This is a genomic window from Variovorax sp. BGA-UO-ETr-C22 (genome assembly GCF_059567965.1).
In genome coordinates, this window is sequence record NZ_JCAQPA010000011.1 from 576,399 (window position 1) to 602,708 (window position 26,310).

Sequence of the window (26,310 nt, forward strand, 5' to 3'; positions counted from 1 at the left end):
GTCTGGTTCAGCCGTTGCGGAACAGGAAGCTGTAGGCGTTCAGCGCGGGCACGCCGCCCAGGTGCGCATACAGCACCTTCGAGCCGGCCGGGAATTCGCCCAGGCGCACCTTCTCGATCATCCCGTGCATCGACTTGCCCTCGTACACCGGGTCGGTCAGCATGCCCTCGAAGCGCGCGCTCAAACGGATCGCCTCCAGCGTGCCCTCGTTCGGCAGCCCGTACTCGGGCCCGCCGAAGCGGCGGTCGAGCACCACGTCCTTCTCCGTGATGTCGCGGCCCAGCTCGACCAGCTCGGCCGTGTTCCTGGCGATGCGCAGGATCTGCTCGTAGGTCTGCCGCGGCTTGGCCGAGGCGTCGATGCCGATCACGCGGTCGGCGCGCCCGTCGGCCGCGAAGCCCACCACCATGCCGGCCTGCGTGCTGCCCGTGACCGAGCAGACCACGATGTAGTCGAACTTGAAGCCGAGCTCGGCCTCTTGCTGGCGCACTTCCTCGGCAAAGCCCACGAAGCCCAGGCCGCCGCGCGGGTGCTCCGAGCAGCCCGCCGGGATCGGGAAGGGCTTGCCGCCGGCCGCGCGCACGTCGGCCATGGCCTGTTCCCAGCTCTGGCGGATGCCGATGTCGAAGCCGGCCGCGTCCAGCCGCACGTCGGCGCCGAGGATGCGCGACATCTCGATGTTGCCGACCCGGTCGTACACCGCGTCGGAGTAGTTGACCCAGTTCTCCTGCACCAGCACGCACTTCAGGCCCAGGTGCGCGGCCACCGCCGCCACCTGCCGCGTCTGGTTCGACTGGATGCCGCCGATCGACACCAGCGTGTCGTAGCCGCCTTCGAGCGCCTCGGGAATCAGGTACTCCAGCTTGCGCGTCTTGTTGCCGCCGAAGGCCAGGCCGCTGTTGCAGTCCTCGCGCTTGGCGTAGAGATCGACCTTGCCGCCCAGGTGGGCGCTCAGGCGCTTCAGAGGCTGGATCGGCGTGGGGCCGAAGGTCAGGGCGTGGCGGGGGAATTTCTTCAGGTTCATCGACGCAGCTCCAAAAGCGGTGAGGGGTTGAAGCTGTCGATCGTAGGAAGAAGGCTTTGCAATGTGCTTGCGAAGTTGGCTGGCTTCTTCGATCAAAAGAAGGCAGGATGGCCATACAGAAGGTTTTTCATCCGGAAAGGAATCCATGAGCACAACAAAGTTGCGCGCCCCGACGGAGCTCGACCGCACCGACCGCGCCATCCTGCGCGCCCTGCAGCGCGACGCCTCGGTGTCGAACGTGGCGCTGGCCGCCAAGGTGAACCTCAGCGCGCCGGCCTGCCTGCGCCGGGTCGAGCGGCTGCGGGCCGCGGGCTTCATCAAGGGCGTGGTCGCCCTGCTGGACCCCGACGCGCTCGAGGTCGGCATGCTCGTGATGATCGGCGTGGTGCTCGACCGCTCCACGCCCGACTCTTTTGCCGATTTCGAGAAGGCGGCGCAGAAGGTGTCGGGCTGCCTCGAATGCCACGTCGTCACGGGCGAATTCGACTACTTCATGCTCGTGCGCACCCGCGACAACGACAGTTTCAACCGCCTGCATGCCGAGCAGCTGCTGTACCTGCCGGGCGTGCGGCAGATCCGGACCTTCGTGGTGCTCAAGCAGGTGCTGTCGACCACGCAGTTGCCGATCTGAAAAAGTTGAAAAAGAGCTGCGCGCCAGTACCCGTGGCGCCCGGGGTGGCGTCGGCCCTGTCCCACAAGGGGGCTCGGTAGAATCGGGGTAGTTTTCTCCCGACTTTCCGCCTTCTCTTTTTCCCGTCTTTTTCTATTCCCACGAGGTATTTCCCATGGCACTCGTCTCGATGCGCGAACTGCTGGACCACGCCGCCGCCAACGGCTACGGCATTCCGGCCTTCAACGTCAACAACCTCGAACAGGTCCAGGCCGTCATGGAGGCCGCCAAGGAAACCGGCGCGCCCGTCATCCTGCAGGCCAGCGCCGGCGCCCGCAAATACGCGGGTGAAGCCTTCATCAAGCACCTGATCCAGGCCGCCATCGAGCAGTACCCGAACATCCCGCTGGTGATGCACCAGGACCACGGCCAGAGCCCGGCCATCTGCCAGGGCGCGATCGACCTGGGCTTCTCGTCCGTGATGATGGACGGCTCGCTGCACGAAGACGGCAAGACGCCCGCTTCGTTCGACTACAACGTCGACGTGACCCGCAAGGTGGTCGAACTGGCCCACAAGGTCGGCGTCACGGTCGAAGGCGAGCTGGGCTGCCTGGGCTCGCTCGAAACCGGCATGGCCGGTGAAGAAGACGGCATCGGCGCCGAAGGCGTGCTCGACCACGCCTCGCTGCTCACCGACCCCGAAGAAGCCGCCCAGTTCGTGAAGGCCACGCAGCTGGACGCGCTGGCCATTGCCATCGGCACCAGCCACGGCGCCTACAAGTTCACGCGCAAGCCCACGGGCGACATCCTGTCGATCCAGCGCGTGAAGGAAATCCACGCCCGCCTGCCCAACACCCACCTGGTGATGCACGGCTCGTCGTCGGTGCCCCAAGACCTGCTGGAAATCATCCGCAAATACGGCGGCAACATGAAGGAAACCTACGGCGTGCCCGTCGAGGAAATCCAGGAAGCCATCAAGTACGGCGTGCGCAAGATCAACATCGACACCGACATCCGCCTGGCGATGACCGGCGCGGTGCGCAAGTTCCTGGCCGAGAACCCCGAGAAGTTCGACGCCCGCGAGTGGCTCAAGCCCGCGCGCGAAGCCGCCAAGCAGATCTGCAAGCAGCGCTACATCGAGTTCGGCTGCGAAGGCCAGGGCGCCAAGATCAAGGGCGACACGCTGCAGGTCGTTGCCGCCAAGTACGCCAAGGGCGACCTGGCGCAGCAAGTCATCTAACGAAGACCGACTGCGCGCCGCAGGCCACCGCTCGCGGTGGCTTTTTTCTGCGCGCACAATCCGCTTTTCCCGTCACCGTTTCCCAGCCGAGCATCCGTCCATGACCACCGTTCACACCTCTTCCATCCAGAGCCTGCCCCTGCTTGCGCGCGGCAAGGTGCGCGACAACTACGCCGTCGGCGAAGACCGCATCCTGATGGTCGCGAGCGACCGGCTCAGCGCCTTCGACGTGATCATGGGCGAGCCCATCCCGGGCAAGGGCGAGATCCTCACCAAGATGGCGCTGTGGTGGTTCGACCGCCTGGGCGCGCTGTGCCCCAACCACCTGACGGGCGAAGCGCCCGAGAGCGTGGTGCAGCCCGACGAGGTGGCGCAGGTCACGGGCCGCTCGATGCTGGTCAAGCGCCTGCGCCCGATCCCGGTCGAGGCCGTGGTGCGCGGCTACCTGGCCGGCAGCGGCTGGAAGGAATACCAGGACAACCGCGCCGTCTGCGGCGTGCCGCTGCCCGAAGGCCTGACCAACGCGAGCAAGCTGCCGCGCCCGATCTTCACGCCCGCCGCCAAGGCCGCGGCCGGCGAGCACGACGAGAACATCAGCTACGAGCGCGTGGTCGAGGTCGTCGGCCCCAAGCTGGCCCAGCAGATCCGCGAGGTCAGCATCGCCATCTACGAGGCGGCGGCCCAGATCGCGCTCGCCAAGGGGATGATCATTGCCGACACCAAGTTCGAGTTCGGCCTGGACGAGAACGACACGCTGGTGCTGATGGACGAAGTGCTCACGCCCGACAGCTCGCGCTACTGGCCGGTCGAGGGCTACGAGGCCGCGCTGGCCGCCGGCACCAACCCGCCGAGCTACGACAAGCAGTTCGTGCGCGACTGGCTCGAAGCCACCAAGATCAACGGCAAGCCCTGGGACAAGACGCCCCCGGCGCCGCGCCTGCCGGCCGAAGTCATCGAGAAGACGGCCGCCAAGTACCGTGAGGCGCTGGACCGCCTCACCCACGGCTGATCTGTTTTTTCCTAGCGGTTGCCGCTGCTGAGCAGCGCGACCGTGCGGCCGCTGCCATCGAGCAGCGCGAGCCGCCCCGGCGCCAGCCGGTAGCTGGCCGTGTTCTGCAGCGCCGACAGGAACTGCGCCTCGTTGGCGCCGCGCACCGGGTCGGCGCAGGCCATGCGCGTCGCGGCCATCTGGCCGAGCTTGAGCGACACGCCGGCGCGCGTGAACGATCCCGTGACGCGGTTGCAGCCGCCTGAACCACTGACCCGTCCGCTGTTGCGATCGAACTGCAGCTGCGCATCGCCGCCCGGCGCGATGGGCTCGTCGCCCAGCTGCACCAGGCGCCACACCGGCCCTTCGATCGGCTCGTCGAGGCTGATGCCGCTGCCGCAACCGGTCAGGGCGGTCAGCAGCAGCGCGGCCGAGGCAACGGCGGGGAGCGCGGTACGGCGGGCGAAGGAACGCATGGCCAATTTTCCTTTTCAATCTGCAACAAGTTAAAACCGGCGCCATCGTATGCGACGCCGTGGCCGGCGCGAAGACAGGCCCGATGGCGCATCCGGGCTTCTTCAGGCCGCGAGGCTGGCGAGGGCCACACCGCCCGCGAGGCGCGCCTCGACGCAGCGGCGCACGCTGGCCGGCGTGCCGTCCTGCGCCAGCAGCGCGGGCCACTCGGCTTGGGCCTGGCGCACGGTGTCGCGCGCGATGGCCATCAAACGGGCCGGCCGCAGCAGCCCGGCCGCGCGCAGCAGCGCCTCCAGCGCCGCCCCGTCGAAGGCGCGCAGTGTGGCGTCGATGGCGCGGTTGACGCCGTAGTCGCGCGCCGGCACATCCTCGAAGAAGGCGGCCACGCAGACCGGGTCGTACAGCGGCGCGAGCACCGGTGCCACGCCGTCGGGGTAGCGCAGGGCCCAGTTCTTCAGGTGCGCGTCGCTGTTGCCCAGCAGGATGAAGGCCACGAGGCGGCGCACGCACTCGCGCACGTCGGCCACCGGGTTGGGCGACAGGCGATCGAGCACGCGCAGCATGGCGGGCCAGTCGGTGGCCAGGCCGCGGCCGTACTTCTGGCGCGGCTCGTACTGCAGCACCTGCGCGAACTCTTCCATGTGGATGCGCCCGCCCTCGGGCGTGCGATCGAAGCGGCGCACCGCCAGGATCTGCGCGAAGGGCACCTGCTCGGGCAGGTCGGCGTCGGCACGGTCGATCACGTGGGCCTGCGCGCAGTCGAGGCCGAGCGCGCCGCACAGGCGGTAGCCGGTGTATTCGTTGGCGACCAGGTCGGGGTGGCGCGTGCTCGGCAGCTTGAGGATGAACGAGCCCGCCGCGCCGTGGCGCTTGACCACGTAGCGCCGCCCGTCCTGCACCGCCGAGAACTTGGTCACCACGCCGGGGATGGCGGCGGCGTCTTCCACCGGCATCTCGACAAAGCCGGGTTCGAGCACGTCGAGCCCCAGCGCCGTGTGCCAGTGGCGCACGGTGTCGGGAATGCCCTCGGACGTGGGCACGGGCTCGACCTCGAGCGCGCCCATGAGGTCGTGGCCGGCGGCGGCCAGCAGCTCGAACTCGTCGTCGGCTGCGCAGCCACGCTGCTGCGCCAGGCGCTCGCGGTTGTGGCCCTCGGGCAGCAGGTTCTGGAAGTAGCTGGGCCAGCGGCCGTCGCTGCGCGAGACGCGGGCGTCGCGCGCCGAGGCGAGGATGGCGCGCGTGGCCGCCTCGTCGGCACCGCGGTACGCGAGGGACAGCGTGGGCCGGCCCGCGTCGGCGATGTAGGCCTCGTCGAAGGACACGCGCAGGATGTCGCCGTACTGCGAGAGGTAACCGATGGCGCGCCGCCTGCCACCGGGCAGGTGCAGCTGCATCCGCAGGTAGCGGATGCCCGTGTTGAAGGCGGCGCGCGTGCTCACCGCCTCACCGGTTCTCGTCGGCCAGGCTCTGCGCGATGGACGGCGGCGCGCCCACGCCCGCCGGCTGGCCGAGCAGGCGCCCGCCCGAGCGCACGAAGTCTTCGAGTTGCGGGCGCAGGCTGGCGGGCACGGGCATCAGCTCGAGCCCCAGCACGCGGGCCATTTCGAGCAGCGTCGACAGGCGTGGATCGATCTGCCCGCTTTCGATGCGCTGCACCGTCATGCGCGACAGCCCGGCGCGCGTGGCCAGCGCCTCCTGGCTCAGGCCGCCGGCCTTGCGGGCTTTTTCGAGTTCTTCGGTCAGTTGGAGCATTGCAATGCGCTTTTATTGGAAATTGAGTAGCAATGCTATCTATATGGGGTGGTGGCAGCAATAAAAAAGCGACCCACAGGTCGCTTTCTTGTTCAATTGCGCACTGAAAGGCGCAATGCGTCGTTCAGCCGTTCAGCCGTTCAGCTCAACACCACGCTGCTCAGGCGGCGGCGGTACGTGGCCACCACCGGATCGTCCGGCGGAATCTGCCCGTCGGCGACCTTCACCTTCGGCGGCTCGATCACGTCGAGGATCGCGATGTAGGTCTTGCGCGCGAGGTCTTCGCTCCAGCTCTTGTCGCGCATGAGGATGTCGAGCAGCTCGTCCATCGCGTCGGTCCAGCGCTGGGCGGCCATCAGCAGGCGGGCGCGGTTGAAGCGGGCGTCAAAGTCGCGCTTGTTGGCCGCGATCTTGTCGTCGAAGTCGCCCAGCGTCGGCGCCGATCCGGTGACGGGTGCGGCGAAATCGATGGCGTCCATCCAGCGCTGCAGCGAATCGAAGCGGCGCACCAGCGTGGTCTTGGCGATCACCGGGGCAAAGGCGACCTTGGCGTCGTCGATGCGGCCTTCCTGCAGCAGCAGCTTGATGTAGTCGAAGCGCGCGTCGTCGTTGGCCGGGTCGGTGGCCACGGCATGCTGCAGCTTCTCGAGCGCGCCCAGGGTGTCGCCCTCGGCCAGCGCTTCCTGCGCGGCGGCGCCTTCCGACGCCGCTTCGGCTTCCTCCGCGCCCGGCACGTGCTTGTCGAGGAATTCGCGGATCTTCTCGGCCGGAATGGCGCCCACGAAGCCGTCCACCGGCTGGCCGTCCTTGAACATCACGCAGAACGGGATGCTGCGCACACCGAACATCTCGGACAGCTGCGAGGAAATCTGCGGCACCTTGTCGGCGTCCAGCTTGGCCAGCGTGAAGCGGCCGGCGTACTCGGTTTCGAGCTTTTCGAGCACCGGGCCGAGCTGTTTGCAGGGGCCGCACCATTCGGCCCAGATGTCCAGCAGCACCGGCGTGGCGACCGAGCCTTCGATCAGCTCGGCCTGGAAATTTTCGAGAGTGATGTCGATCATCGGGAACAGCTGGGGGTGAAACGTAAAATTGAAACCATGAACGAAACCATTCAGGTCGGTGTAGTGATGGGCTCGAACTCCGATTGGGAGACGATGCGCCACGCGGTCGAGATTCTCCAGCAATTCGGAATCAGCCACGAAGCGAAGGTGGTCTCGGCCCACCGGATGCCCGATGCGCTGTTCGCGTACGCCGAAAGCGCCGCCGGGCGCGGGCTCACCGCGATCATCGCGGGAGCGGGCGGCGCGGCCCACCTGCCGGGCATGCTGGCGTCGAAAACCACGGTGCCGGTGCTCGGCGTGCCGGTGGCCAGCCGCCACCTGCAGGGCGTCGATTCCCTCTACAGCATCGTGCAGATGCCCAAGGGCGTGCCCGTGGCCACCTTTGCCATCGGCACCGCCGGCGCGGCCAACGCGGCGCTGTTCGCCGTGGCCATGCTGGCGGTGAACAACCCGGCGCTGCGCGCCAAGCTCGACGCCTTCCGCACGGCCCAGACCGCCGCAGCGGAGGCCATGGTGCTGCCGCCGCCCGAAGCGGGCGCGGCGGTGTCGCCCTTCTCGCCGCAAGGCGGGGGTGCACTGTGAGCACCGGCCATTCGGGCCATGCCGGCGATTTGCCCATCCTCCCGGGCGCCACGCTCGGCGTGCTCGGCGGCGGCCAGCTCGGGCGCATGTTCGCGCACGCGGCCCAGCGCATGGGCTACTTCACCGCGGTGCTCGACCCTGATGCCGACAGCCCCGCCGGCCGCGTGAGCCACCACCACATCCACACCGACTACGCCGACGTCGACGGCCTGGCCCGCCTGGCCGGCCTGGCCGACGCGGTGACCACCGAGTTCGAGAACGTGCCCGCGCCCTCGCTGGAGCACCTGGCGGTGGCGCGGCCGGTGTCGCCCGCGGCCTCGGCCATCGCCATCGCGCAGGACCGCATCGCCGAGAAGGCGCACTTCACGCGCTGTGGCGTGCCCTGCGCGCCCTATGCCGTCATCGAGACCGCGGAGCAACTGGCCGCTGTTGAGGACCAACTGCTGCCCGGCATCCTCAAGACCGCCCGCCTGGGCTACGACGGCAAGGGCCAGCAGCGCGTGAAGACGCGCGCCGAGCTGGTCGAGGCCTGGCAGGCCGCCGGCTGCGTGCCCTGCGTGCTCGAGAAGATGCTGCCGCTCGAGTTCGAGTGCTCGGTGATCCTGGCGCGCGGCCGCGACGGCCAGATCGTGCATTTCCCGCCGCAGCGCAACCTGCACCGCGACGGCATCCTCGCCGTGACCGAGGTGCATCCGCAGAACATGCCCAAGACCGTGGCGCAGGGCGCGGTCAACTCCGCCAAGAGCATCGCCAGCGGCCTCGATTACGTGGGCGTGCTGTGCGTCGAGTTCTTCGCGCTGGCCGATGGTTCGCTGGTGGTCAACGAAATGGCACCGCGCCCGCACAACAGCGGCCACTACACGATGGAAGCCTGCGACGTGTCGCAGTTCGAGCTGCAGGTGCGCACCCTCGCCGGCCTGCCGCTGACCGCGCCGCGCCAGCACAGCCCCGCCGTCATGCTCAACCTGCTGGGCGACCTGTGGTTCCCGGGCGGCGAAGGCGACGGCGCCAAGCCGGTCGCGCCGCGCTGGAGCGAGGTGCTCGCCCTGCCCGGCACCCACCTGCACCTGTACGGCAAGCTGGCACCGCGCCGCGGCCGCAAGATGGGCCACCTGACCCTCACCGGCGCCACGCTCGAGAGCGTGCGCGCCAATGCCTCGCAGGCCGCGCTGCTGCTGGGCCTGCCGGCGCTCGCATGATCCTCGACGGCCGCGCTCCCGACGCCATCGCCGAGGCCGCGCGCGTGCTGCGCGCGGGCGGGCTGGTCGCCTTCCCGACCGAGACCGTCTATGGCCTGGGCGCCGATGCCAGCAGCGACACCGCCGTTGCCGGCATCTTCGCGGCCAAGGGCCGGCCGGCCGACCATCCGCTGATCGTCCACGTGGCGGCGGGCGCCAAGGGCGCGCAGGCGCTGTCGCGCTTCGCCCAGCCGCTGCCGCCTTTCGCGCAGAAGCTCGTGCAGGCCTTCTGGCCCGGCCCGCTCACGCTGATCGTCACGCGCCAGCCCGGCGTGGGCACGGCGGCGGCCGGCGGGCAGGACACCATCGGCCTGCGCTGCCCCGCGCACCCGGTGGCGCAGGCGTTGCTCGAAGCCTGCGCCGAGCAGGGCGTGCCCGGCCTGGCGGGGCCCAGCGCCAACCGCTTCGGCCGCGTCAGTCCGACCACGGCGCAGCACGTGCACGACGAGTTCGGCGACGCGCTGCTCGTCGTCGACGGCGGCGCCTGCGAAGTGGGCATCGAATCGACCATCGTCGACTGCAGCCGCGGCGCGCCCGTGCTGCTGCGCCCGGGCCTCATCACGCGCGACCAGATCGAGGCCGCCGTCGGCGAGCCGCTGCGCGACCGCGAGGTGCTCGACACGCCCGACCCGCGCGCCTCGGGCACGCTGGAGGCGCACTACGCGCCCGACGCCAAGGTGCGGCTCATGGACCCCAAGGCGATCCAGACGGGCCTCGACGTGCTCGGCGCCAACGCCGCGCACATCGCCGTGTGGACGCGCAGCAGCGTGCGCAGCCGCTCGCAGCGCGTGCTGCTGCGGCGCATGCCCGACGATGCCGCAGCCACCGCGCAGCAGCTGTTCGCGGTGCTGCGCGAGTTCGACGCGCAGGGCGTGAAGCTGATCTGGGTCGAGACGCCGCCCGACACGCCCGAGTGGGAAGGCGTGAAAGACCGCTTGCAGCGCGCTGCAGCGGCCTGATCAACGCCTTTTAGGCCGCGGGGCTCAGCCCCCGGCCGCCAGCACTCCCTGGAAGAACCCGCGCGCTGCCGCCAGGCAGAACGGCGGCGCCAGCGTGCCGTGGTAGGCCGCGGTCACGGCGCGCGCCTTGTCGGTGGCGCTGCCCGGCGTGCTCTGTGCCAGCAGGTCCTTGGCCTGCGCGAAGCCGGCGCGTGCGGCCGAATAGCTGTCGGTGGTGCCGCGGTCTTCCAGGTCGACCACCGCGAGCGCGGCGGCCGGCATGCCCTTGGCGCGGAAGTAGCCGGCCGTGGCGCGGGTGCTCAGGAAGTTCACGGTCGGGTCGTTCGCGCCGCTGCACAGCAGCATCGGCTTGGTCGGCACCCAGTTGCGCAGGTCGTTGGCGATGGCCGCCTTGCGGAAGCCCGTGGCGGGCTTGCAGTCCAGTGGCGTGGCCGAACCGAGCGACGCGGCCGTGGCCGGCAGCGCGTTGCCGGGGCAGGGGGCCGACTGGATGTCGGTGGCCGCCTGCGTGAGGAAGCTCTGCTTGATGAGGTTGTTGGCGCCGTAGAAGATCGCCAGCTCGGGGCTCACCGGGCCCGGCTTGCCGTCGGCCGGGAACAGCGCCAGCTGCGGCAGCTTGCCGCTGGAGAACAGCGTGCCCGGCGTGAGGGTGGGCAGCAGGGTGTCGATGCCGGTGGCGTACTGCGCTTCGTAGACGTCGCTGGTGCTGTTGTAGACGTTGCCGAACTGCTGCTGCCAGCTCGTCGACAGCAGCGGCACGAACAGCGTGGCGCCCAGCGCCGGCCAGCCCAGGTAGGTGTAGTCGGTCAAGAGGCTGATGGCCGAGGGCGCGGCCAGCGGGGCCGAGGCCGTCACGGTCTTGCCGGTGGCCTGCATCTCGCGGTGCGCGGCCATCGCCACGTAGCCGCCCTGCGAATAGCCGGTGATGAACAGCGAGCCGGCGTCGTTCGCTCCGATGTCCGAGAAGGTCTTGCGCGCCGCGGTGAGCGCATCGACCATGTCCTTGCCCTGCTGCTCGCCGTTGAGGTACGGGTGGTAGGGCAGTGTCGACTTGTCGTAGCCCGCGTAGTTGGGCGCCACCACGATGTAGCCCTGCGCCGCGAACATGGCGGCCACCATCAGCCCTTCGCCGGCGGCCGGCTGGGTGGTGTCGGTCCACTTGGCGAGGTTGTAGTTGCGCGCCGGCGTGGTGCCGTGCGCGTACAGCACCACGGGGCGCGCGCCGCTGCAGGCCACGTCGGAACCCGAGGGCACCATGATCGCGGCGGTGGCGTTGGTGGCTTCGTTCTTGCCGCCGACGGTGCGGTACTCGAGGTAACGCATGTCGACGCCGCACTTGGGCGCGCCGGTGACCTGCAGCAGCGCCTTGCCCTGGTCGGAGGCCTGCAGGCTGGCCCTGAACTGGTCGGCCGTGAGCTTGGTGCCCTGCTCGGGCGGGCTGGTGACGACCGAGCCGCGCCCGGTGTCGCTGCCGCCGCCCGGTGGCGGAAAGCCGATGCCGATGCCGCCCCCACCGCCGCCCCCGCCGCAGGCGGCGAGCAGCAACGTGGCGCCAGCGAGCGTCGCCGCGGTGGTGACCCGGCGGGCCGGGAAGGACGAGGGCTGTGAATGCCGTGGGTGCTGCAAGGTCAAGACGCGTCTCCTGGAGTTGTATCGAAAACGAACGAGCGTCCGATTCTGGGCAGCGCCATGGCCGCGCGCAAGCAGCGTTTGCGAGCAGAACCTATTCAGTAGCGGGGCGGCTCGGGCCCCGTCCGGGTCACTGGTCCTGCGCGGTCCAGTCGATCAGCGCATCGAAGGCGGCGCGCGCGGCGCCGGCGTTCTCGCCGTTGGCGATGGCCACCAGCACGTAGCGCCGGCCGCTCGCGCCGTGCACGTAGCCGGCCACGCCCGAGGCGTCGCGCAGCGTGCCGGTCTTCAGGTGCGCCGCGCCACCCGAGCGCAGCGTGCGTCGCTTCAGCGTGCCGTCCACGCCCATCGCGGGCAGCGAGGCCACCAGTTCGGGCATCACGGGCGAGCGCCACGCCACCTGCAGCATCTTGCCGAGCGCGGCGGCGCTGATGCGCTCGTCGCGCGACAGGCCCGAGCCGTTCTCGAACACCGGCGACGCCTCGCCGGTGCCGATGCGCTCGCGCCACCACTGGCCCAGCGCGCTGCGCGAAGCCTCGAAGGTGCCGCGCTGCTTCTGCGTGAGGCCCAGCGTGAGGAACACCTGCTGCGCCATCACGTTGTTGCTGTACTTGTTGATGTCGCGCACCACCTCGGCCAGCGGCGGCGACTCGAAGTCGAAGGCCGGCTTCAGGCCCGCGGGCACGCGGCCCTCGCGCATCTGGCCGCCCACGCGCCCGCCCATCTCGGCCCACATGCCGCCGATGGCGCGCAGGCTGTAGGTGCGCGGGTCGGCGTAGGCCACGGCCCAGCTCTTCTCGCCGCAGCCGGTGGGAAAGCCGCCGTTGAAGCGGATGCGGTTCACGTCGCTGAAGTCGGGCTTGAGCGCGCCGCGCCAGTCGCCGCATTCGCCGGGCGCCAGCGGCACCGTGGGCGGCATCGCCACGCTGGCCAGCGGGGGCTCGTAGCTCACGCGCGCGTACTGGCCCGCGCGGTCGGGCGCGAAGGTCATGTTCACCGACTTGAAGTTCACCAGCAGCGCATCGGGCGAGGCGTTGTAGGGGCGCAGCGGCTCGCCGTCGAAGGCGGCCGGGTCGTTCTCGACCGTGGTCTCGAAGGCGCTGCGGTCGATCACGATGTCGCCGCTCACGGTGGTGATGCCCAGGCCCTGCACATGGCGCAGCAGCAGCCACACCCGCTCCAGCACCAGCTTGGGATCGCCCTGGCCCTTGATGTAGAGGTTGCCGTTGAGCACGCCGTTGGCCACCGAGCCCTCGACGTAGACCGGCGTGTTCCAGCTGTAGGCCGGGCCGAGCAGGTCGAGCGCCGCGTAGGTGGTCACCAGCTTCATGATCGAGGCCGGGTTCACCGGCACCTGCGAGCGCCAGGCCAGGCGCGGCGCGCGGCCCGCGTCGGCATCGGCCACCAGCAGGGTCACGGCCTCGCGCGAGACCTTGGCGCGCGCGAGGGCGGCATCGACTTGAGGCGGAAGCGCTTGCTGGGCGAGGGCGCCGGCCGGGGCCAGCAGGGCGAGGGTCAGCGCGAAGGTCTGCGCACGGCGGGGGGCAAAAGGCATCCGCCGATTATCCCGGCGCGAAAACGTGCAGCTTCGCGTGGTACAGCAGCATGATCGTCTTGGCGTCGGCGATGCGGCCGTCGGCCACCATGGCCAGCGCCTCGTCGATGCCCAGCTCGAGCACCTCGATGTCCTCGCCCTCTTCCGCCAGCCCGCCGCCCGCGCCGACGCGCATCGAGGCCTCGTAGGGCGCGACGAAGAAGTGCAGCTTCTCGGTCACCGAGCCCGGGCTCATGAAGCTCTCGAACACCTTCTGCACGGTGCCGAGCCGGTAGCCCAGCTCTTCTTCCACCTCGGCGCGGATGCGCGCCTCGGGCGCGGCGTTGTCCAGCAGGCCCGCGGCCGCCTCGATCAGCAGGTCGTCGTGGCCGTTGACGAAGGCCGGGTAGCGGAACTGCCGCGTGAGCAGCACCGTGCGCTGGCCCAGGTGATAGGGCAGCAGCGTGGCGCCGTTGCCGCGGTCGTAGGTCTCGCGGTGCATGCGCTGCCACTCGCCGTCGGCGCGCCGCCAGTCGAAGGCGGTGGTGCGCAGCGTGTACCAGTTGTCGGACAGGAGGGTGACTTCGTGCACCCGGACGCGGTCATGGAGGGTCATGGCGGTGAGCATAGAACCGGATTCGTGCAATATCAAGAAGATTCGTGCAATAACGTGCAAACCCGTTACCATCGGCCCATGCTCACCGGCCCACGCAAACAACACATCCTCTCGGTCCTGCGGCGCGACGGCCAGGTCGTCGCCAAGGCGCTCAGCGAAGAGCTGGCCCTGTCCGAGGACACCATCCGCCGCGACCTGCGCGAACTCGCGGCCGAAGGGCTGCTGCAGCGCGTGCACGGCGGCGCGCTGCCGGTGGCCGCGGCCGAGGCCGACTTCAGCGGGCGCCAGCAGCTCGCGCCCGACGAAAAAGTGGCCATCGGCCGCGCCGCCGCGCGCCTCGTGAAGCCGGGGCAGGTGGTGTTCATCGACGGCGGCACCACGGCCGTGCAGCTGGCGCGCCACCTGCCGCTCGCGCTGCAGGCCACGGTGGTCACGCACAGCCCGTCGGTGGCGGTCGAGCTGGCGGCGCACACCGGCATCGAGGTGGTGCTGATCGGCGGGCGCCTCTTCCGGCATTCGATGGTGGCGGTCGGCGCGGCGGCCATGGCGGCCATTTCGCGCATCCATGCCGACACGTATTTCATGGGCGCCACCGGCGTGCATGCCGAGGCGGGCCTGACCACGGGCGACGCGGAAGAGGCCGAGATCAAGCGCGCGCTGATGGCCGCGGCTGCCGAGACTGTCGTGCTGGCCTCGTCCGAAAAGCTGGGGGCCGCGTCGGCCTGGGTGGTCAGCCCGTTGGCGGACGCGACGCAGCTGCTGGTGGCGCCGCAGGCCCCCGAGCAGGCGCTGGCGCCGCTGCGCGCGGTCGGGCTGGCGATCCTGCGCGCCGACGAGGCCGGCTGATTCGCCCCGCCCCTGCGCGGCCGGGGCCCGCCCTCGATAATGGCGGGATGCCCGCCGCGCCCCCGCAGACCTCCCCGCCCCTCCTGTCTCCCCGCATGCTCGGCATCGGCGCGGCCGTGGTCACCGTCGTGGTCTGGACCGCCTTCATCCTCATCGCGCGCGCCTCGGCCGCGCGCTCGCTCACGCCCTTCGACCTGGCCTTTGCGCGCGTCTGCGGCGCCAGCCTGGTGCTGGTGCCCTGGGGCGCGTGGCTGGCGACCAAGCACCGCGGCGCGGTGTCCTCGTTCTTCGGCTTGTCGCCGCTGTCGCTGCGGATCACCGCCACCGCCGGCATCTTCGGCGGCGTGGCCTACGCGCTCATCGCCTACAGCGGCTTCTTCTTCGCGCCGGCCGGCCATGCCGCCGTGCTGATGCCCGGCAGCCTGCCGCTGTGGACCACGCTGCTGGCCGCGCTGGTGCTGCGCGACCGCATCACGCCCACGCGCGCCATCGGCCTGGCGATGATCGTTGCGGGCGACCTCGTGGTCGGCGGGCGCAGCCTGCTGCACGCCTTCGAGGGCGGCGAGGTCTGGAAGGGCGACCTGATGTTCATGGGCGCCGCCTTCTGCTGGGCCTGCTACAGCGTGGTGGCGCGCCGCCACGGCCTGGACGCCGTGCGCGCGACCATCGCCATCACCGTGTTCGCGCTCATGACCTATGTGCCGGTCTACACGCTGCTGGTGGCTTCAGGCGCGGTCGTGAGCCACATCGGCAGCGCGCCGTGGGGCGAGGTCGCGTTCCAGATGGCCTTCCAGGGCGTCGGCTCGGTGGTGATCTCGGGCATCACCTTCACGAAGATGATCCAGCACTTCGGCCCCGTGCGCACCACCATGATCACGGCGCTGGTGCCGGGCCTGTCGGCCTTCGGCGCGGTGCTGTGGCTGGGCGAACCGATGCACTGGAGCCTGGTCGCCGGGCTCGCGCTGGTGACGGCCGGCATCCTGTTCGGCGTGCGCGCGGCGGCCGTGCGCGTGGCGCCGGTCTGCCCGACGCCGTGCCCGGCGGGAATGGGGCGTCCGAATGTCTGACAAGCTCCTGGCCTTCGACACGAGCACCGAGCACCTGTCGGTCGCGGTGCGCCACGGCGACCGCGTGCTGGCGCACAGCGGCGTGGGCGGCGCGCAGGCGTCGAGCACGCTGCTGCCGCTGATCCGCGAGCTGCTCGCCGACGCGGGGCTCGCGTTGGCCGAGCTCGACGCCATCGTCTTCGGGCGCGGCCCGGGCTCCTTCACCGGCCTGCGCACCGCCTGCTCGGTGGCGCAGGGGCTGGCCTTCGGCGCCAAGGTGCCGCTGCTGCCGGTCGACACCCTGCTGGCCGTGGCCGACGAGGCGCGCCATGCTTTCGGCGCGCAGCGCGTGGTGGCCGTGCTCGACGCGCGCATGGACCAGCTCTACGCCGCGCACTACGACTTCGACACCGCCGGCCCGTTCGGCGGCGACCCCGAGCCGCTGCTGCTCGCCCCCGAGGCGCTCGAGGTGCCGGCCGGCTGGGCGCTCGCCGGCAATGCCTTCACCGCCTACGGCCCGCGCCTGGCAAGCGCCACGGCCCGCCACGAGGTGCTGCCCACGGCCGCCGCCATGCTGCGGCTGGCGCCCGCGCTGCTCGCGGCCGGCCGCACCGTGCCCGCCGCGCAGGCCTGGCCGCTGTATGTTCGCGATAAAGTGGCGCAAACCACCGAGGAACGCGCCGCCATCAAGGCGGCGGCCGCCGTTCCGCCGAACCCCGCATGAGCGCCGTCCTCCAGTCCGTCGAAGCCCGTCTTGAACCGCTCACCGTCGAGCGGATCGATGCCGTGTGCGCGGTCGAGCAGACGGCCTACACGCACCCCTGGACGCGCGCCAACTTCACCGATTCCATGGCCGTGGGCTACCACTGCCAGTGCCTGCTGGCGCCCGGCGTGGCGCCGGGTGTCGAGTCGCCCTGCACGAGCCTGGGCGAAACGCTGATCGGCTACTTCGTCGCCATGAAGGGCGTGGACGAGGTGCACCTGCTCAACATCACCGTGGCGCCGGCCTTCCAGCGCCAGGGCTGGGCGCCGCTCATGCTCGAAGCGCTGGCCGGCTGGTCGCGCGGCGAGGGCGCGCTGTGGCTGTGGCTCGAGGTGCGCGAAAGCAACCGGCGCGCGCTCGACATCTACCTGCGGCAAGGCTTTCGCAGCGTCGGCGTGCGCAAGGGCTACTACCCGGCGTTCGACGGCAAGCGTGAAGACGCGGTCGTCATGAGCATGCGCCTCAACGAAACAGGCTCCGCCTGGGGAGCTTTGCGATGACGGACACCGCGGTCCACACCCTGCGCCTGGACGCGCGACAGCGCGCCATGCTCGACGAGATGGGCGTGAAGGTCTGGTGGCCCGTGCCACCGGAACCCGAGATCGAAGTCGAAGCCGAACCGCAGGTCCCCGTGGCCGCTGATTCCGGCATGCCCGACATGCCCGAAGGCCCGCCGCTGGAGCTCGACGATCGCGACCAGTCGTACGACGCGCCGCCCCCGCCGCGCCCGGCACCCGCACCCGTCGCCCGCCCCGTGGCCGCCCCGGCGCCGCGTCCTGTCGCGCCGGCGCCCGTCGCGCAAGGCGCCGCCGTGCTGGTCGAAGCGCCCTGCCGCCTGTACGCCGACAAGGCCGATGCCGCGGCGCCGGTGCAGGGCGGCTGGCTGGTCGTGGCCGACATGCCGCCCGAGGCCGACGGCCGCCACGGCGAGCCCTTCGCGGGCGACGCCGGCCGCCTGCTCGACAACATGCTGCGCGCGCTGAAGCTGCACGACGGCCGCACGCCCGTGCACCTGATGCGCACGCACCGCGGCGTGGCCGCCGGCCAGCCCGGCAGCCCGCAGCCGATCGACGCCGCCTTCGACGCCCACGCGACGGCGCTGGCGCCGTGCGTCGTGCTGGCGATGGGCCCGCTGGCCGCGCAGAGCCTGATGCAAAGCCGCGATCCGCTGGGCAAGCTGCGCGGTCGCGCCGTGCCGCTGGCGTCGGCCAACGGCGTGCCGGTGGTGGCCACCTACCACCCCGCCTACCTGCTGCGCAACCCGGCCGACAAGGCCCGCGCCTGGGCCGACCTGTGCCTGGCGGCAGAGCAGGCCACCCCTACGGCCTGAGAGCGGCGGGCGGGGTCCGTAAAATCGGGCCCCATGACTTTCCTCGACAAGCTGGCCGCTGCACAGCAAACCAACGGTTCGTTGCTCTGCGTGGGCCTCGACCCGGAGCCAGCCAAATTCCCGGGGGCGTACAAGGGCGACGCCAGCCGCATCTATGACTTCTGCGCGCGCATCGTCGACGCGACGGCCGACCTGGTCATCGCCTTCAAGCCCCAGATCGCCTACTTCGCGGCCCACCGCGCCGAAGACCAGCTCGAACGCCTGATGGAGCACATGCGCCGCAACGCGCCCCACGTGCCCACCATCCTGGACGCCAAGCGCGGCGACATCGGCTCCACCGCCGAGCAGTACGCGCTCGAAGCCTTCGAGCGCTACGGCGCCGACGCCGTGACCCTGTCGCCCTTCATGGGCTTCGACTCGGTCGCGCCGTATCTCCAGTACGAAGGCAAGGGCGCCTTCCTGCTGTGCCGCACCAGCAACCCCGGCGGTTCCGACCTGCAGGGCCAGCGCCTGGCCAGCGTCGAGGGCCAGCCCTTCCTGTACGAGCACGTCGCCCGCCTGGCGCAGGGCCCGTGGAACCTCAACGGCCAGCTCGGCCTCGTGGTGGGCGCGACCTACCCGGCCGAGATCGAGCGCGTGCGCGAACTCGCGCCGACGGTGCCGCTGCTGATCCCGGGCGTCGGTGCCCAGGGCGGCGACGCGGTCGCCACCGTGCGCGCCGGCTGGCGCGCCGACGCGCCGATCATCGTGAACTCGTCGCGGGCGATCATCTACGCCTCGTCGGGCGAAGACTTCGCCGACGCGGCGAAGAACGCGGCGCGCACCACGCGCGACGCATTGGAAGCAGCGAAGCCCTGACGGGCCTTCAGTTCCGCCGCAGGCGGGTGAAGAGCTCGAATTCCCAGTTGCGCATGCCAAGGAGCAGGGTGTAGCCCTCGCGGTCCTTGGCCGACAGCTTCTGGTCGGTCTGGTGCTGCTGCGCAAAGTCTTGCGCCACGCGCTGCAGCCGCTCCATGAAGGCGGGCGCGAGCGACCGGCTGATCGAGCCGTGCACGAGCAGCAGGCCCTCGGCCGGGCCGTCGAAGCCGCCCTTGTAGTAGTCGAGCACCACGTTCTCGCGGAAGAACTCCATCACCGGGCCGTGCGGGCGCCAGCGGAAGGTCTTCGCGAGCTTCAGGCGGTACCGGTTGAGCGGGCGCAGCTCGATGATGCCGATGCGGTCCAGCTGCGCCAGGCAGCCGATGCACTCGGCCTCGGTGATCCGGTACGACGACACGATCTGCTCCAGCGTCCACTGGCTCAGCACGCTGATCGCCACCAGCAGCAGCTTCTTGTCCTTGACCACGGCCTTTTCCTGCTCGTGGGTCAGCTCCTTCAGCAGCGGCTGGGCGTCGGCCACGCGCCGCGCCAGCTCGGCGAAATCGATCTTCAGGGCGCGGCAGATCGCATCGACGCGCGACAGCGGCATGTCGCTCTTGGCCAGCATGCGCTTGACGCTGGACTCCGCCATGTCCAGCGACCGGGCCAGGTCGGCATACGTCATGCGGGCGCTTTTGAGTTCGTTCTTGAGGGCCTGGACCAGGTCGACGGTGGTGCTCATGAAGGGAGGGTACGGGTTGAAGGTATAGAAAAAGGATACCGAAGGGAGTGAAATAGTGCCTCGTATCGATTCTCGATGCCTGGGGGAGGGCTGGCAACTAGATTCCACCCGCCAGCCACCACCCCACCGAGGAACGCCATGCTTCTGCCCACCCTGACACGCCGCGAACGCGGACTGTTGTTCACCTTCGCGCTGCTCTTGCTGATCGCCTTCTTCGGCCCGGCGCTGCCGGCCGCCGACGTGGCGATCGCCTCCGTGTTCGCCGACAACCGGCCGCTGTTCCACCTGCCCAACGCGATGGACGTACTGAGCAACCTGCCGTTCCTGGCGATCGGCTGCCTGGGGCTGTACCGGCTCAACCGCATCGACCGCTCGCACCAGGAGGCGCTGGCCGGGTTCCCTTTGGCGCCGCCCGCCAACGACCCGCCGGACAACACGCTGGACTGCGCCTGGCTGTTCTTCGCCGGCCTGATCGCCACCGCCGCCGGCTCGGCCTTCTATCACCTGATGCCCGACGCGCCCCGCCTCGCCGCCGACCGCGCCGGCATGGCCGTGGCCTTCGCGGGCCTGATCGGCATCGCCGTCTGCGAGCGCGTCAGCCAGCGCGCCGGCTGGCCCGCCGCCTGGTTCGTGCTCACGGCCGGCCTGCTGGCGGCCGAGGTCTGCCAGGAAACCGGCAACGTGCTGCCGTGGGCGCTGGTGCAGTTCGGTGGCATGGCGGTGGTGCTCACGCTGGCGCTGGCCACGCCGATGCGCGGCGCCGTCGGGCTCAAGCTGGGCTGGGTGATCGCGTTCTATGTGGTGGCCAAGGCCTTCGAACTGGGCGATCACGCCATCTACGAAGCCACCGGCCACCTCGTGTCGGGCCACACCCTCAAGCACCTGGTGGCGTCGCTGGCCGGCCTGCCTGTGCTGATGGCGCTGTACCGCCTCGAAAAGGGCTGGCGCGCCACCCTGCTGCGGCACAATCCCGACCCAGCCGCCATCGCGGCATGACGCGGCTTGGCCACTGGAACGCCCGTGGCGCAGCGGTAGAAGACAAAGAGGAGATTGCATCGCATGACAACCCCCGCCGCCGCCGCGACTGCGCCCGTGGTGCATGAGCCCAACGCCCACGCGAACCAGTTCGCCCTGCTCGGCCAGCGGCGCTTCGCGCCCTTCTTCTGGACCCAGTTCGCGGGGGCCGCGAACGACAACCTCTTCAAGTTCGCCTTCACCGTCATGGTGACCTACCAGCTGCAACTGAGCTGGATGCCGCCGGCGATGGCGGGGCTGGTGATCGGTGCGCTGTTCATCCTGCCCTTCCTGCTGTTCTCGGCCACGGCCGGGCAGCTGACCGACAAGTTCGACAAGACGAAGATGATCCGCTTCGTCAAGAACCTCGAGATCGCGATCATGGTGATCGCCGCCTGGGGGTTCGTGCGCGCCGACGCGGTGGTGCTGCTGGGCTGCGTGTTCCTCATGGGGCTGCACTCCACGCTGTTCGGGCCGGTCAAATTCGCCTACCTGCCGCAGGTGCTCGATTCGCGCGAGCTCACGGGCGGCAACGGCATGGTCGAGATGGGCACCTTCGTCGCCATCCTGCTGGGCCAGGTGGCGGGCGGGCTGCTGGTGGCGATGCCGCAGATCGGCCACACCACGGTGGCCGTGGCCTGCCTGCTGCTGGCGCTGGTGGGGCGCGGCGTGGCGCAGGCCATTCCGCCCGCGCCGGCCACCGACCCGAGTCTGGTCATCAACTGGAACCCTTTCAGCGAAACCTGGCGCAACCTGATGCTGGCGCGCGAGAACATCGTGGTGTTCCGCTCGCTGCTGGGCATCTCGTGGATGTGGTTCTTCGGCGCGGTGTTCCTGAGCCAGTTCCCCAGCTTCGCCAAGGAAGTGCTGCACGGCGACGAGCAGGTGGCGTCGCTGCTCTTGGTGGTGTTCTCGGTGGGCATCGGCGTGGGCTCGCTGCTGTGCGAGACGCTGAGCCGCCGGCAGGTCGAGATCGGCCTCGTGCCGCTGGGTGCCATCGGCATGAGCGTGTTCGCCATCGATCTGTACTTTGCCTCGCGCGCGCTGCCCCCGGTGACGGGCATGGGCCTGGGCGCCTTCATGCAGCAGCCGGCGCACTGGCGCGTGATGGCCGACCTGGGGCTGCTGTCGCTGTTCGCGGGCCTGTACAGCGTGCCGATGTACGCGCTGATCCAGCTGCGCAGCCAGCCCACGCACCGCGCGCGGATCATCGCGGCGAACAACATCCTCAACGCGCTCTTCATGATCGGCAGCTCGGTGCTGGCGGGCGCGCTGCTGGGCGCGGGCTTCACCATTCCGCAGATCTTTTTGTTCACCGGCATCGCCAACGCGGTGGTCGCGTTCTACATCTTCATGCTGGTGCCGGAGTACCTGCTGCGCTTCGTGGCCTGGGTGCTGTCGCGCTTCGTGTACCGCTTCAACATCAAGGACGATCAGCACATTCCCACCGAGGGCGCCGCCGTGCTGGTGTGCAACCACGTGAGCTTCATCGACGCGGTGCTGCTGATGGCCGCGAGCCCGCGCCCGATCCGCTTCATCATGGACCACCGCATCTTCAAGGTGCCGGTGCTCGGCTGGTTGTTCAAGCTGGCCAAGGCCATTCCGATCGCGCCGCAGAAGGAGGACCCGGCCGCGTACGAGGCGGCCTTTGCCAAGGCCATCGGCGTGCTGCGCGAAGGCGACCTGCTGGGTATCTTCCCCGAAGGCGCGATCACGCGCGACGGCGAGCTGCAGCCCTTCAAGGGCGGCGTGATGAAGATCCTCGAGGGCGCGCGCGCCGAAGGCATCGAGCCGCCCGTGGTCCCGATGGCGCTGACCAACCTCTGGGGCTCGTACTTCAGCCGCATCGAGCTGCGCGGCGGCCAGCAGGTCGCCATGGCCAAGCCTTTCCGTCGCGGCTTCTTCAGTCGCGTGGGCCTGCGCGTCGGCCACCCCGTGGCGCCGCAGGAGGTGCAGCCCGAGACGCTGCGCCAGCGCGTGGCCGGCCTGCTGGCCTCCTGAGGCGTGCGCCCCAAAGTATCTCTTCGGGATACTGCGAGACGCCAGGATCGAAACTGGTTGAAGTATTCGAGCCCCGCGGCGTGAAGGCGAACCATCATTCGCTCACCTTCACTGCGCCGCGAGGCCTTCATGCAACCCCTCTCATCCCCCACCGTTTCGATCCTCCAGCGCGGCCTGCAGGCTTCGCGCAGGACCGCCCTGGCGCGGTCGATGGCCGCCCTGGCCTTCGCCGCCTGCGCCGCGTTCGCGAGTGTCGCGACGCCGCTGCCCGCACGGGCCCAGAGCGAGGCCTCGGCCGCGCTGTCGCTGCTGCCCGTGGCCTCGGTGGTCGGTGCCGCTTCGGTCGTCGGGGCGTCGGCTACCGCGGTGGTCGCCGTGCCCGCGGCGCTGTCGGTGGGCGGCTCGGTGCTCACCGTGATCGCGGTCGAGGCTTCGGTCGACGGCACCGTCTACCTGCTCGAACGCGCCTCGGACGGCGCCCGCGCCAGCGTCAAGGTGATGGGGCGCGCCACCCGTGGCGTGTCGGCGGCCGCCGGCACGGCCGTGGTCGTGAGCGTGATCGGCACGGGTGTCGTGCTCTCGGCCGCGGGCGAGGTGCTGGCCTTCGTGCCCAACGCGGTCGGCCGCGCACTGCTCCACAACGAAAGACTGTCGTGAAACCCGCCCTGCGCCCCGCGTTGCTGCTGGCGTTCGCCGTCGCAGCGGTGCTGCCCTTGCAGGCGAACGCCGGCCGCTCGTGCGAACAGGTCAGGCCGACGCCGGCGCTGATCGTCAAGGGCATGCAGCTGGCCGAGCGCACCTCGCAGCAGCTCGACGCGAGCGGCGCGCGCGTCGTCATCCTGGCGCGCGCCGGGCAGGACCTGGGCAAGTACGGCCTGCGCTATTCGCACCTGGGCATCGCCTACAAGACCGACGAAGGCCCGTGGCGCGTGGTGCACAAGCTCAACCACTGCGGCACGGCGGTGGCCGCGGTCTACCGGCAGGGGCTGGGCGAGTTCTTCCTCGACGACCTGTGGCGCTACGAGGCCGCCTGGTCCGTGCCCACGCCGGCGGTGCAGGCGCAGCTGATAGCCGCGCTGCGCGAGCCCGATGCGCGCCTCGTGCGCCTGAACGTGGCGCCCTACAGCATCGTGAGCTACGCCTGGGGCCAGAAGTACCAGCAGTCGAACCAGTGGGCCATCGAGACCCTGGCCGCCGCGATGGAACCCGCCACCATCGGCACCCGCGCGCAGGCGCAGGCCTGGCTGCAGTTCAAGGGCTACGAGCCGACCACGCTGAACCTCGGCCCGCTGACCCGCCTGGGCGGGCGCGTGGGCTCGGCCAACATCGCTTTCGACGATCATCCGAACGAGAAGCGGTTTTCGGACCGCATCGAGACCGTGACCGTCGACTCGGTGTTTGCCTGGCTGCCGCGTGCGGGCCTGGGCGCGGCGCCAGTCACACTCAAGCTCTGAGCGAAGAGAAGCAACGAAGAAAAGAAAGAACGAAGGAAAGACCATGAGCAAATCCCTGCGCCTGTCCGAGAAGTGGTTCCGCCGCGGCCTGTGGCTGGTGGCGTTCGTGTTCGCGAGCTTCCTGATCGGGCTGGGCAGCACGATCGTGGGCGACCTGCCGCAGGTCGAGCGCGTGCGCGTGCTCGACGACTTCATCGACAAGCCGACAGCCGAGCCGCTGCGCGCCACCATCAAGGCCTCGGAGGCCGCCGAGCTGCAGGCCGCGCGCGACCTCGACCAGGCACAGCTGCAGCTCAACACGGCGCAGCAGGCCAGCGCCAACGCGCGCGAGACCTTCGGCAACTGGATCGCCACGCGCCGCGCCACCGCGCAGCCCGACCAGGACACCGAGCTCATCGCGCGCACCAAGGCGCTCGATGCCTTCAAGCAGAAGGAAGACGCAGCGCAGCGCAAGGCCGACGCGCAGCGCCAGATCGCGCTCGACGCGCGCCAGGCCGAGCAGCGTGCGCGCGCGGCATTGGGCGTGCTGGAGCACGACGCACAGCAGCGCCTGGACGCCGAGTACCGCCGCGTCGAACTGCGCGTGTTCGGCTACCGGCTCGCGCTGACCCTGCCGCTGCTGCTGGTGGCCGGCTGGCTGTTCGTGAAGAAGCGCAAGAGCACCTACTGGCCCTTCGTGTGGGGCTTCATCTTCTTCGCCCTGTTTGCCTTCTTCGTCGAGCTGGTGCCCTACCTGCCGAGCTACGGCGGCTACGTGCGCTACGTGGTGGGCATCGTGCTCACGGTGCTGGTGGGGCGCTATGCCATCGTGGCGCTCAACCGCTACCTGGCGCGCCAGAAGCTCGCCGAGCAGCAGCCCGACCAGGTGCGCCGCGAAGAGCTGAGCTACGACGTCGCGCTGGCCCGCCTGGCCAAGAGCGTGTGCCCCGGCTGCGAGCGGCCGGTCGACCTGAAGAACAACGAGATCGACTTCTGCCCGCACTGCGGCATCGGCCTGTTCGACCACTGCGGCCACTGCAGCACGCGCAAGAGCGCGTTCTCCAAGTTCTGCCATGCCTGCGGTACCTCGGCCGCTGCGCAGGCGCCGCATACACCTGTGACCGGCACTGCGCAATCGGTCACGCCGGGCGCGCCGGTTCAGCCGGCCACGTAGCGAAAGCGCCGCACGGTCGTGCTACAACCCCGGGCTGCGTCACGCAACGCCGTGCCGCGGGTTTTCCCATTCACATTGACGGAGCACACCCATGAGCATTTTCGGCAAGATTTTTTCCAAGATTTTTCCGTCGGCCAACGCCGCTGAAGTCGTCGCCGCACCGCCGGCGGCTGCACCCGGCGCACCGGCCGCTGTCGCACCGCCGCCTGCGATCCCGCTGGGCGACGTGCCCGCCGTCCTGGACGCGATGCCGGGTGCCGCCGGCCTGAACTGGCGCACCTCGATCGTCGACCTGCTCAAGTTGCTGGGCCTGGACAGCAGCCTCGCCGCGCGCAAGGAACTGGCCAGCGAAATCCTCTACAGCAACGGCGAACCGGGTTCGGCCGAATGGAACATCGGCCTGCACAAGCAGGTGATGAGCCGCATCGCCGCCAATGGCGGCACGCTGCCGGCCGAACTGCGCGACTGATCGTCCCGCCACCCACGCAGCAAAAAGCCCGGCATGCCGGGCTTTTTCTTTGGGGCGACCGTTAGTTGAAGTGCTTCAGGTCCAGCCTGCGTCCACCACGTAGTCCTGCGCGGTGCACATGCGCGAATCGTCGGCCGCGAGGAACAGCGCCATCGCGGCGATGTCTTCCGCCATCACGCGGCCCGGCAGGCATTGCGCCGCATCGATCTCCGCGCCCGATTCGGGCTTCACCCACAGCTTGATCTGCCGCTCGGTCATCACCCAGCCCGGCATGATCGTGTTGACCCGGATGTTCTGCTTGCCCAGGTCGCGCGCCAGCGAGCGCGAGAGGCCGATCACGCCCGCCTTGCAGGCCTGGTAGACCGGGTAGCCGCGGCCCTTCATGAGCCAGCTGATCGAGCCGAAGTTGACGATCGAGCCGCCGCCCAGCGCGCGCATGTCGTCGGCCACGGCCTGCGCGGCGAAGAACTGGTGCTTGATGTTGACGGCCACGAGGCGGTCGAAGTCGTCGCTCGTCACGTCGGCCATCTCGTGGCGGCGGTCGTTGGCCGCGTTGTTCAGCAGCACCGACACCGGCCCGAAGCGCTGGCGCACCGCGTCGATGGCGGCGGCGAGGGCGGCCGTGTCGGTCACGTCGCAGGGCACGAACAGCGCGGGGTGAGCGCCCTGCAGCTGCGCGGCAAGCGCATCGCCGGCGGCCGTGTCGAGGTCGCAGAAGCCGACCTTCGCGCCTTGGGCATGAAAGGCCCGCACCAGCGATTCGCCGATGCCGCTGGCGCCGCCCGAGATGAACACGGTGCGGCCGGCCAGCGAGGGGTAGCGGGCGGTATAGGCCGTGGGTGGGGAGGCGTGGGTCATGAGGGTGAGGACAACCGCAGTGAAGACAGGGCAAGCGTACCGGATGACGGCGTCTCTGGTGCCGGCCGG

The 26,310-nt window shown here is 70.1% G+C and carries 28 protein-coding genes; 18 read left to right on the forward strand and 10 right to left on the reverse strand.

The genetic code is table 11. The features are described from left to right. Positions 1–7 precede the first annotated feature (7 nt). Positions 8–1,024 (reverse strand): 1-aminocyclopropane-1-carboxylate deaminase, encoded by a 1,017-nt coding sequence (locus AC57B8_RS22555; protein ID WP_496480814.1) that lies wholly within the window; start codon positions 1,022–1,024, stop codon positions 8–10. A 145-nt stretch (positions 1,025–1,169) separates the two neighbouring features. On the opposite strand from AC57B8_RS22555, the gene AC57B8_RS22560 reads away from it, so the two are divergent. The 3 genes from AC57B8_RS22560 (at position 1,170) to AC57B8_RS22570 (ending at position 3,883) form a co-directional block, all read left to right on the forward strand. Continuing rightward, positions 1,170–1,655: an Lrp/AsnC family transcriptional regulator gene (locus tag AC57B8_RS22560; RefSeq protein WP_070063218.1), complete on the forward strand. Its 486-nt coding sequence runs from the start codon at positions 1,170–1,172 to the stop codon at positions 1,653–1,655. A 154-nt stretch (positions 1,656–1,809) separates the two neighbouring features. Next, positions 1,810–2,874, forward strand: coding sequence for a class II fructose-bisphosphate aldolase (fba, locus tag AC57B8_RS22565; RefSeq protein ID WP_062478296.1), 1,065 nt, complete (start codon positions 1,810–1,812; stop codon positions 2,872–2,874). A gap of 100 nt (positions 2,875–2,974) precedes the next feature. Beyond that, positions 2,975–3,883: a phosphoribosylaminoimidazolesuccinocarboxamide synthase gene (locus AC57B8_RS22570; protein WP_062478299.1), complete on the forward strand. Its 909-nt coding sequence runs from the start codon at positions 2,975–2,977 to the stop codon at positions 3,881–3,883. An 11-nt stretch (positions 3,884–3,894) separates the two neighbouring features. Here AC57B8_RS22570 and AC57B8_RS22575 read toward each other — a convergent pair whose 3' ends face one another. From AC57B8_RS22575 to AC57B8_RS22590, 4 genes are all read right to left on the reverse strand, one after another. After that, positions 3,895–4,338, reverse strand: coding sequence for an META domain-containing protein (locus AC57B8_RS22575; protein ID WP_139700726.1), 444 nt, complete (start codon positions 4,336–4,338; stop codon positions 3,895–3,897). Positions 4,339–4,440: 102 nt separating this feature from the next. Next, positions 4,441–5,730: a type II toxin-antitoxin system HipA family toxin gene (locus tag AC57B8_RS22580; RefSeq protein WP_496482233.1), complete on the reverse strand. Its 1,290-nt coding sequence runs from the start codon at positions 5,728–5,730 to the stop codon at positions 4,441–4,443. 49 nt (positions 5,731–5,779) lie between these two features. Continuing rightward, positions 5,780–6,088: a helix-turn-helix domain-containing protein gene (locus AC57B8_RS22585; protein ID WP_062481916.1), complete on the reverse strand. Its 309-nt coding sequence runs from the start codon at positions 6,086–6,088 to the stop codon at positions 5,780–5,782. A gap of 140 nt (positions 6,089–6,228) precedes the next feature. Continuing rightward, a complete protein-coding gene (locus AC57B8_RS22590; protein ID WP_307637667.1) occupies positions 6,229–7,149 on the reverse strand; it encodes a tetratricopeptide repeat protein in 921 nt (306 codons plus the stop codon). A 36-nt stretch (positions 7,150–7,185) separates the two neighbouring features. On the opposite strand from AC57B8_RS22590, the gene purE reads away from it, so the two are divergent. Genes purE through AC57B8_RS22605 form a run of 3 tightly spaced genes read left to right on the forward strand, consistent with a single transcriptional unit; the run spans position 7,186 to position 9,928 of the window. After that, complete coding sequence (gene purE, locus AC57B8_RS22595; RefSeq protein ID WP_095950504.1) at positions 7,186–7,731, forward strand: 5-(carboxyamino)imidazole ribonucleotide mutase; 546 nt, start codon at positions 7,186–7,188, stop codon at positions 7,729–7,731. Then, positions 7,728–8,930, forward strand: coding sequence for a 5-(carboxyamino)imidazole ribonucleotide synthase (locus AC57B8_RS22600; RefSeq protein WP_496480815.1), 1,203 nt, complete (start codon positions 7,728–7,730; stop codon positions 8,928–8,930). The genes purE and AC57B8_RS22600 overlap by 4 nt, the downstream gene beginning before the upstream one ends. Next, complete coding sequence (locus AC57B8_RS22605; protein ID WP_496480816.1) at positions 8,927–9,928, forward strand: L-threonylcarbamoyladenylate synthase; 1,002 nt, start codon at positions 8,927–8,929, stop codon at positions 9,926–9,928. Before AC57B8_RS22600 ends, AC57B8_RS22605 begins: the two co-directional genes overlap by 4 nt. A 24-nt stretch (positions 9,929–9,952) precedes the next feature. Here the strand turns inward: AC57B8_RS22605 and AC57B8_RS22610 are convergent, their stop codons facing one another. From AC57B8_RS22610 to AC57B8_RS22620, 3 genes are all read right to left on the reverse strand, one after another. Continuing rightward, on the reverse strand, positions 9,953–11,554 hold the full coding sequence (locus AC57B8_RS22610) for an alpha/beta hydrolase family protein (RefSeq protein ID WP_496482234.1): 1,602 nt from the start codon (positions 11,552–11,554) through the stop codon (positions 9,953–9,955). Between the two features lie 133 nt (positions 11,555–11,687). Beyond that, complete coding sequence (dacB, locus tag AC57B8_RS22615) at positions 11,688–13,112, reverse strand: D-alanyl-D-alanine carboxypeptidase/D-alanyl-D-alanine endopeptidase (RefSeq protein ID WP_496480817.1); 1,425 nt, start codon at positions 13,110–13,112, stop codon at positions 11,688–11,690. 7 nt (positions 13,113–13,119) lie between these two features. Beyond that, positions 13,120–13,707 carry a GDP-mannose pyrophosphatase gene (locus AC57B8_RS22620; RefSeq protein ID WP_496480818.1) on the reverse strand — a complete coding sequence of 196 codons (588 nt, stop codon included), beginning with the start codon at positions 13,705–13,707 and terminating at the stop codon, positions 13,120–13,122. Positions 13,708–13,785: 78 nt separating this feature from the next. On the opposite strand from AC57B8_RS22620, the gene AC57B8_RS22625 reads away from it, so the two are divergent. The 6 genes from AC57B8_RS22625 (at position 13,786) to pyrF (ending at position 18,550) form a co-directional block, all read left to right on the forward strand. Beyond that, on the forward strand, positions 13,786–14,553 hold the full coding sequence (locus AC57B8_RS22625; protein ID WP_496480819.1) for a DeoR/GlpR family DNA-binding transcription regulator: 768 nt from the start codon (positions 13,786–13,788) through the stop codon (positions 14,551–14,553). Between the two features lie 95 nt (positions 14,554–14,648). Further along, positions 14,649–15,620 (forward strand): DMT family transporter, encoded by a 972-nt coding sequence (locus tag AC57B8_RS22630; RefSeq protein ID WP_496480820.1) that lies wholly within the window; start codon positions 14,649–14,651, stop codon positions 15,618–15,620. Continuing rightward, the gene (gene tsaB / locus AC57B8_RS22635; RefSeq protein ID WP_492730333.1) at positions 15,613–16,323 is read left to right on the forward strand and encodes a tRNA (adenosine(37)-N6)-threonylcarbamoyltransferase complex dimerization subunit type 1 TsaB; all 711 of its coding nucleotides are present in this window, start codon (positions 15,613–15,615) and stop codon (positions 16,321–16,323) included. Before AC57B8_RS22630 ends, tsaB begins: the two co-directional genes overlap by 8 nt. Beyond that, a complete protein-coding gene (gene rimI / locus AC57B8_RS22640) occupies positions 16,320–16,862 on the forward strand; it encodes a ribosomal protein S18-alanine N-acetyltransferase (RefSeq protein ID WP_062483095.1) in 543 nt (180 codons plus the stop codon). Before tsaB ends, rimI begins: the two co-directional genes overlap by 4 nt. Then, positions 16,859–17,692, forward strand: coding sequence for a uracil-DNA glycosylase family protein (locus AC57B8_RS22645; protein ID WP_496480821.1), 834 nt, complete (start codon positions 16,859–16,861; stop codon positions 17,690–17,692). The genes rimI and AC57B8_RS22645 overlap by 4 nt, the downstream gene beginning before the upstream one ends. Before the next feature lie 33 nt (positions 17,693–17,725). Beyond that, positions 17,726–18,550, forward strand: a complete 825-nt coding sequence (gene pyrF / locus AC57B8_RS22650) for an orotidine-5'-phosphate decarboxylase (protein ID WP_062477481.1) — start codon at positions 17,726–17,728, stop codon at positions 18,548–18,550. A gap of 7 nt (positions 18,551–18,557) precedes the next feature. Here the strand turns inward: pyrF and AC57B8_RS22655 are convergent, their stop codons facing one another. Next, a complete protein-coding gene (locus tag AC57B8_RS22655) occupies positions 18,558–19,292 on the reverse strand; it encodes a helix-turn-helix domain-containing protein (protein WP_062477478.1) in 735 nt (244 codons plus the stop codon). Between the two features lie 138 nt (positions 19,293–19,430). Between AC57B8_RS22655 and AC57B8_RS22660 the strand changes: the two genes are divergently transcribed. The 6 genes from AC57B8_RS22660 (at position 19,431) to AC57B8_RS22685 (ending at position 25,383) form a co-directional block, all read left to right on the forward strand. After that, positions 19,431–20,288: a hypothetical protein gene (locus AC57B8_RS22660; protein ID WP_095747243.1), complete on the forward strand. Its 858-nt coding sequence runs from the start codon at positions 19,431–19,433 to the stop codon at positions 20,286–20,288. A gap of 63 nt (positions 20,289–20,351) precedes the next feature. After that, entirely contained in the window at positions 20,352–22,307 is a 1,956-nt protein-coding gene (locus AC57B8_RS22665) for an MFS transporter (RefSeq protein ID WP_496480822.1), read from the forward strand. 210 nt (positions 22,308–22,517) lie between these two features. Continuing rightward, a complete protein-coding gene (locus AC57B8_RS22670; RefSeq protein ID WP_496482235.1) occupies positions 22,518–22,964 on the forward strand; it encodes a hypothetical protein in 447 nt (148 codons plus the stop codon). After that, a complete protein-coding gene (locus AC57B8_RS22675) occupies positions 22,961–23,761 on the forward strand; it encodes a DUF2145 domain-containing protein (RefSeq protein WP_496480823.1) in 801 nt (266 codons plus the stop codon). Before AC57B8_RS22670 ends, AC57B8_RS22675 begins: the two co-directional genes overlap by 4 nt. A gap of 43 nt (positions 23,762–23,804) precedes the next feature. Then, the gene (locus tag AC57B8_RS22680; protein WP_496480824.1) at positions 23,805–24,914 is read left to right on the forward strand and encodes a serine endopeptidase; all 1,110 of its coding nucleotides are present in this window, start codon (positions 23,805–23,807) and stop codon (positions 24,912–24,914) included. 91 nt (positions 24,915–25,005) lie between these two features. After that, the gene (locus AC57B8_RS22685; RefSeq protein ID WP_354348079.1) at positions 25,006–25,383 is read left to right on the forward strand and encodes a DUF3597 domain-containing protein; all 378 of its coding nucleotides are present in this window, start codon (positions 25,006–25,008) and stop codon (positions 25,381–25,383) included. Between the two features lie 75 nt (positions 25,384–25,458). Here AC57B8_RS22685 and AC57B8_RS22690 read toward each other — a convergent pair whose 3' ends face one another. Then, positions 25,459–26,241, reverse strand: a complete 783-nt coding sequence (locus AC57B8_RS22690; protein WP_496480825.1) for an SDR family NAD(P)-dependent oxidoreductase — start codon at positions 26,239–26,241, stop codon at positions 25,459–25,461. Positions 26,242–26,310 lie beyond the last annotated feature (69 nt).

Coding starts and splice junctions, on each gene's coding strand:
- AC57B8_RS22555 (WP_496480814.1), bottom strand. CDS start 1,024: ATGAACCTGAAGAAATTCCCCCGCCACGCCCTGACCTTCGGCCCCACG.
- AC57B8_RS22560 (WP_070063218.1), top strand. CDS start 1,170: ATGAGCACAACAAAGTTGCGCGCCCCGACGGAGCTCGACCGCACCGAC.
- fba (WP_062478296.1), top strand. CDS start 1,810: ATGGCACTCGTCTCGATGCGCGAACTGCTGGACCACGCCGCCGCCAAC.
- AC57B8_RS22570 (WP_062478299.1), top strand. CDS start 2,975: ATGACCACCGTTCACACCTCTTCCATCCAGAGCCTGCCCCTGCTTGCG.
- AC57B8_RS22575 (WP_139700726.1), bottom strand. CDS start 4,338: ATGCGTTCCTTCGCCCGCCGTACCGCGCTCCCCGCCGTTGCCTCGGCC.
- AC57B8_RS22580 (WP_496482233.1), bottom strand. CDS start 5,730: ATGCAGCTGCACCTGCCCGGTGGCAGGCGGCGCGCCATCGGTTACCTC.
- AC57B8_RS22585 (WP_062481916.1), bottom strand. CDS start 6,088: ATGCTCCAACTGACCGAAGAACTCGAAAAAGCCCGCAAGGCCGGCGGC.
- AC57B8_RS22590 (WP_307637667.1), bottom strand. CDS start 7,149: ATGATCGACATCACTCTCGAAAATTTCCAGGCCGAGCTGATCGAAGGC.
- purE (WP_095950504.1), top strand. CDS start 7,186: ATGAACGAAACCATTCAGGTCGGTGTAGTGATGGGCTCGAACTCCGAT.
- AC57B8_RS22605 (WP_496480816.1), top strand. CDS start 8,927: ATGATCCTCGACGGCCGCGCTCCCGACGCCATCGCCGAGGCCGCGCGC.
- dacB (WP_496480817.1), bottom strand. CDS start 13,112: ATGCCTTTTGCCCCCCGCCGTGCGCAGACCTTCGCGCTGACCCTCGCC.
- AC57B8_RS22620 (WP_496480818.1), bottom strand. CDS start 13,707: ATGACCCTCCATGACCGCGTCCGGGTGCACGAAGTCACCCTCCTGTCC.
- AC57B8_RS22625 (WP_496480819.1), top strand. CDS start 13,786: ATGCTCACCGGCCCACGCAAACAACACATCCTCTCGGTCCTGCGGCGC.
- AC57B8_RS22630 (WP_496480820.1), top strand. CDS start 14,649: ATGCTCGGCATCGGCGCGGCCGTGGTCACCGTCGTGGTCTGGACCGCC.
- tsaB (WP_492730333.1), top strand. CDS start 15,613: ATGTCTGACAAGCTCCTGGCCTTCGACACGAGCACCGAGCACCTGTCG.
- rimI (WP_062483095.1), top strand. CDS start 16,320: ATGAGCGCCGTCCTCCAGTCCGTCGAAGCCCGTCTTGAACCGCTCACC.
- AC57B8_RS22645 (WP_496480821.1), top strand. CDS start 16,859: ATGACGGACACCGCGGTCCACACCCTGCGCCTGGACGCGCGACAGCGC.
- pyrF (WP_062477481.1), top strand. CDS start 17,726: ATGACTTTCCTCGACAAGCTGGCCGCTGCACAGCAAACCAACGGTTCG.
- AC57B8_RS22655 (WP_062477478.1), bottom strand. CDS start 19,292: ATGAGCACCACCGTCGACCTGGTCCAGGCCCTCAAGAACGAACTCAAA.
- AC57B8_RS22660 (WP_095747243.1), top strand. CDS start 19,431: ATGCTTCTGCCCACCCTGACACGCCGCGAACGCGGACTGTTGTTCACC.
- AC57B8_RS22665 (WP_496480822.1), top strand. CDS start 20,352: ATGACAACCCCCGCCGCCGCCGCGACTGCGCCCGTGGTGCATGAGCCC.
- AC57B8_RS22670 (WP_496482235.1), top strand. CDS start 22,518: ATGGCCGCCCTGGCCTTCGCCGCCTGCGCCGCGTTCGCGAGTGTCGCG.
- AC57B8_RS22680 (WP_496480824.1), top strand. CDS start 23,805: ATGAGCAAATCCCTGCGCCTGTCCGAGAAGTGGTTCCGCCGCGGCCTG.
- AC57B8_RS22685 (WP_354348079.1), top strand. CDS start 25,006: ATGAGCATTTTCGGCAAGATTTTTTCCAAGATTTTTCCGTCGGCCAAC.
- AC57B8_RS22690 (WP_496480825.1), bottom strand. CDS start 26,241: ATGACCCACGCCTCCCCACCCACGGCCTATACCGCCCGCTACCCCTCG.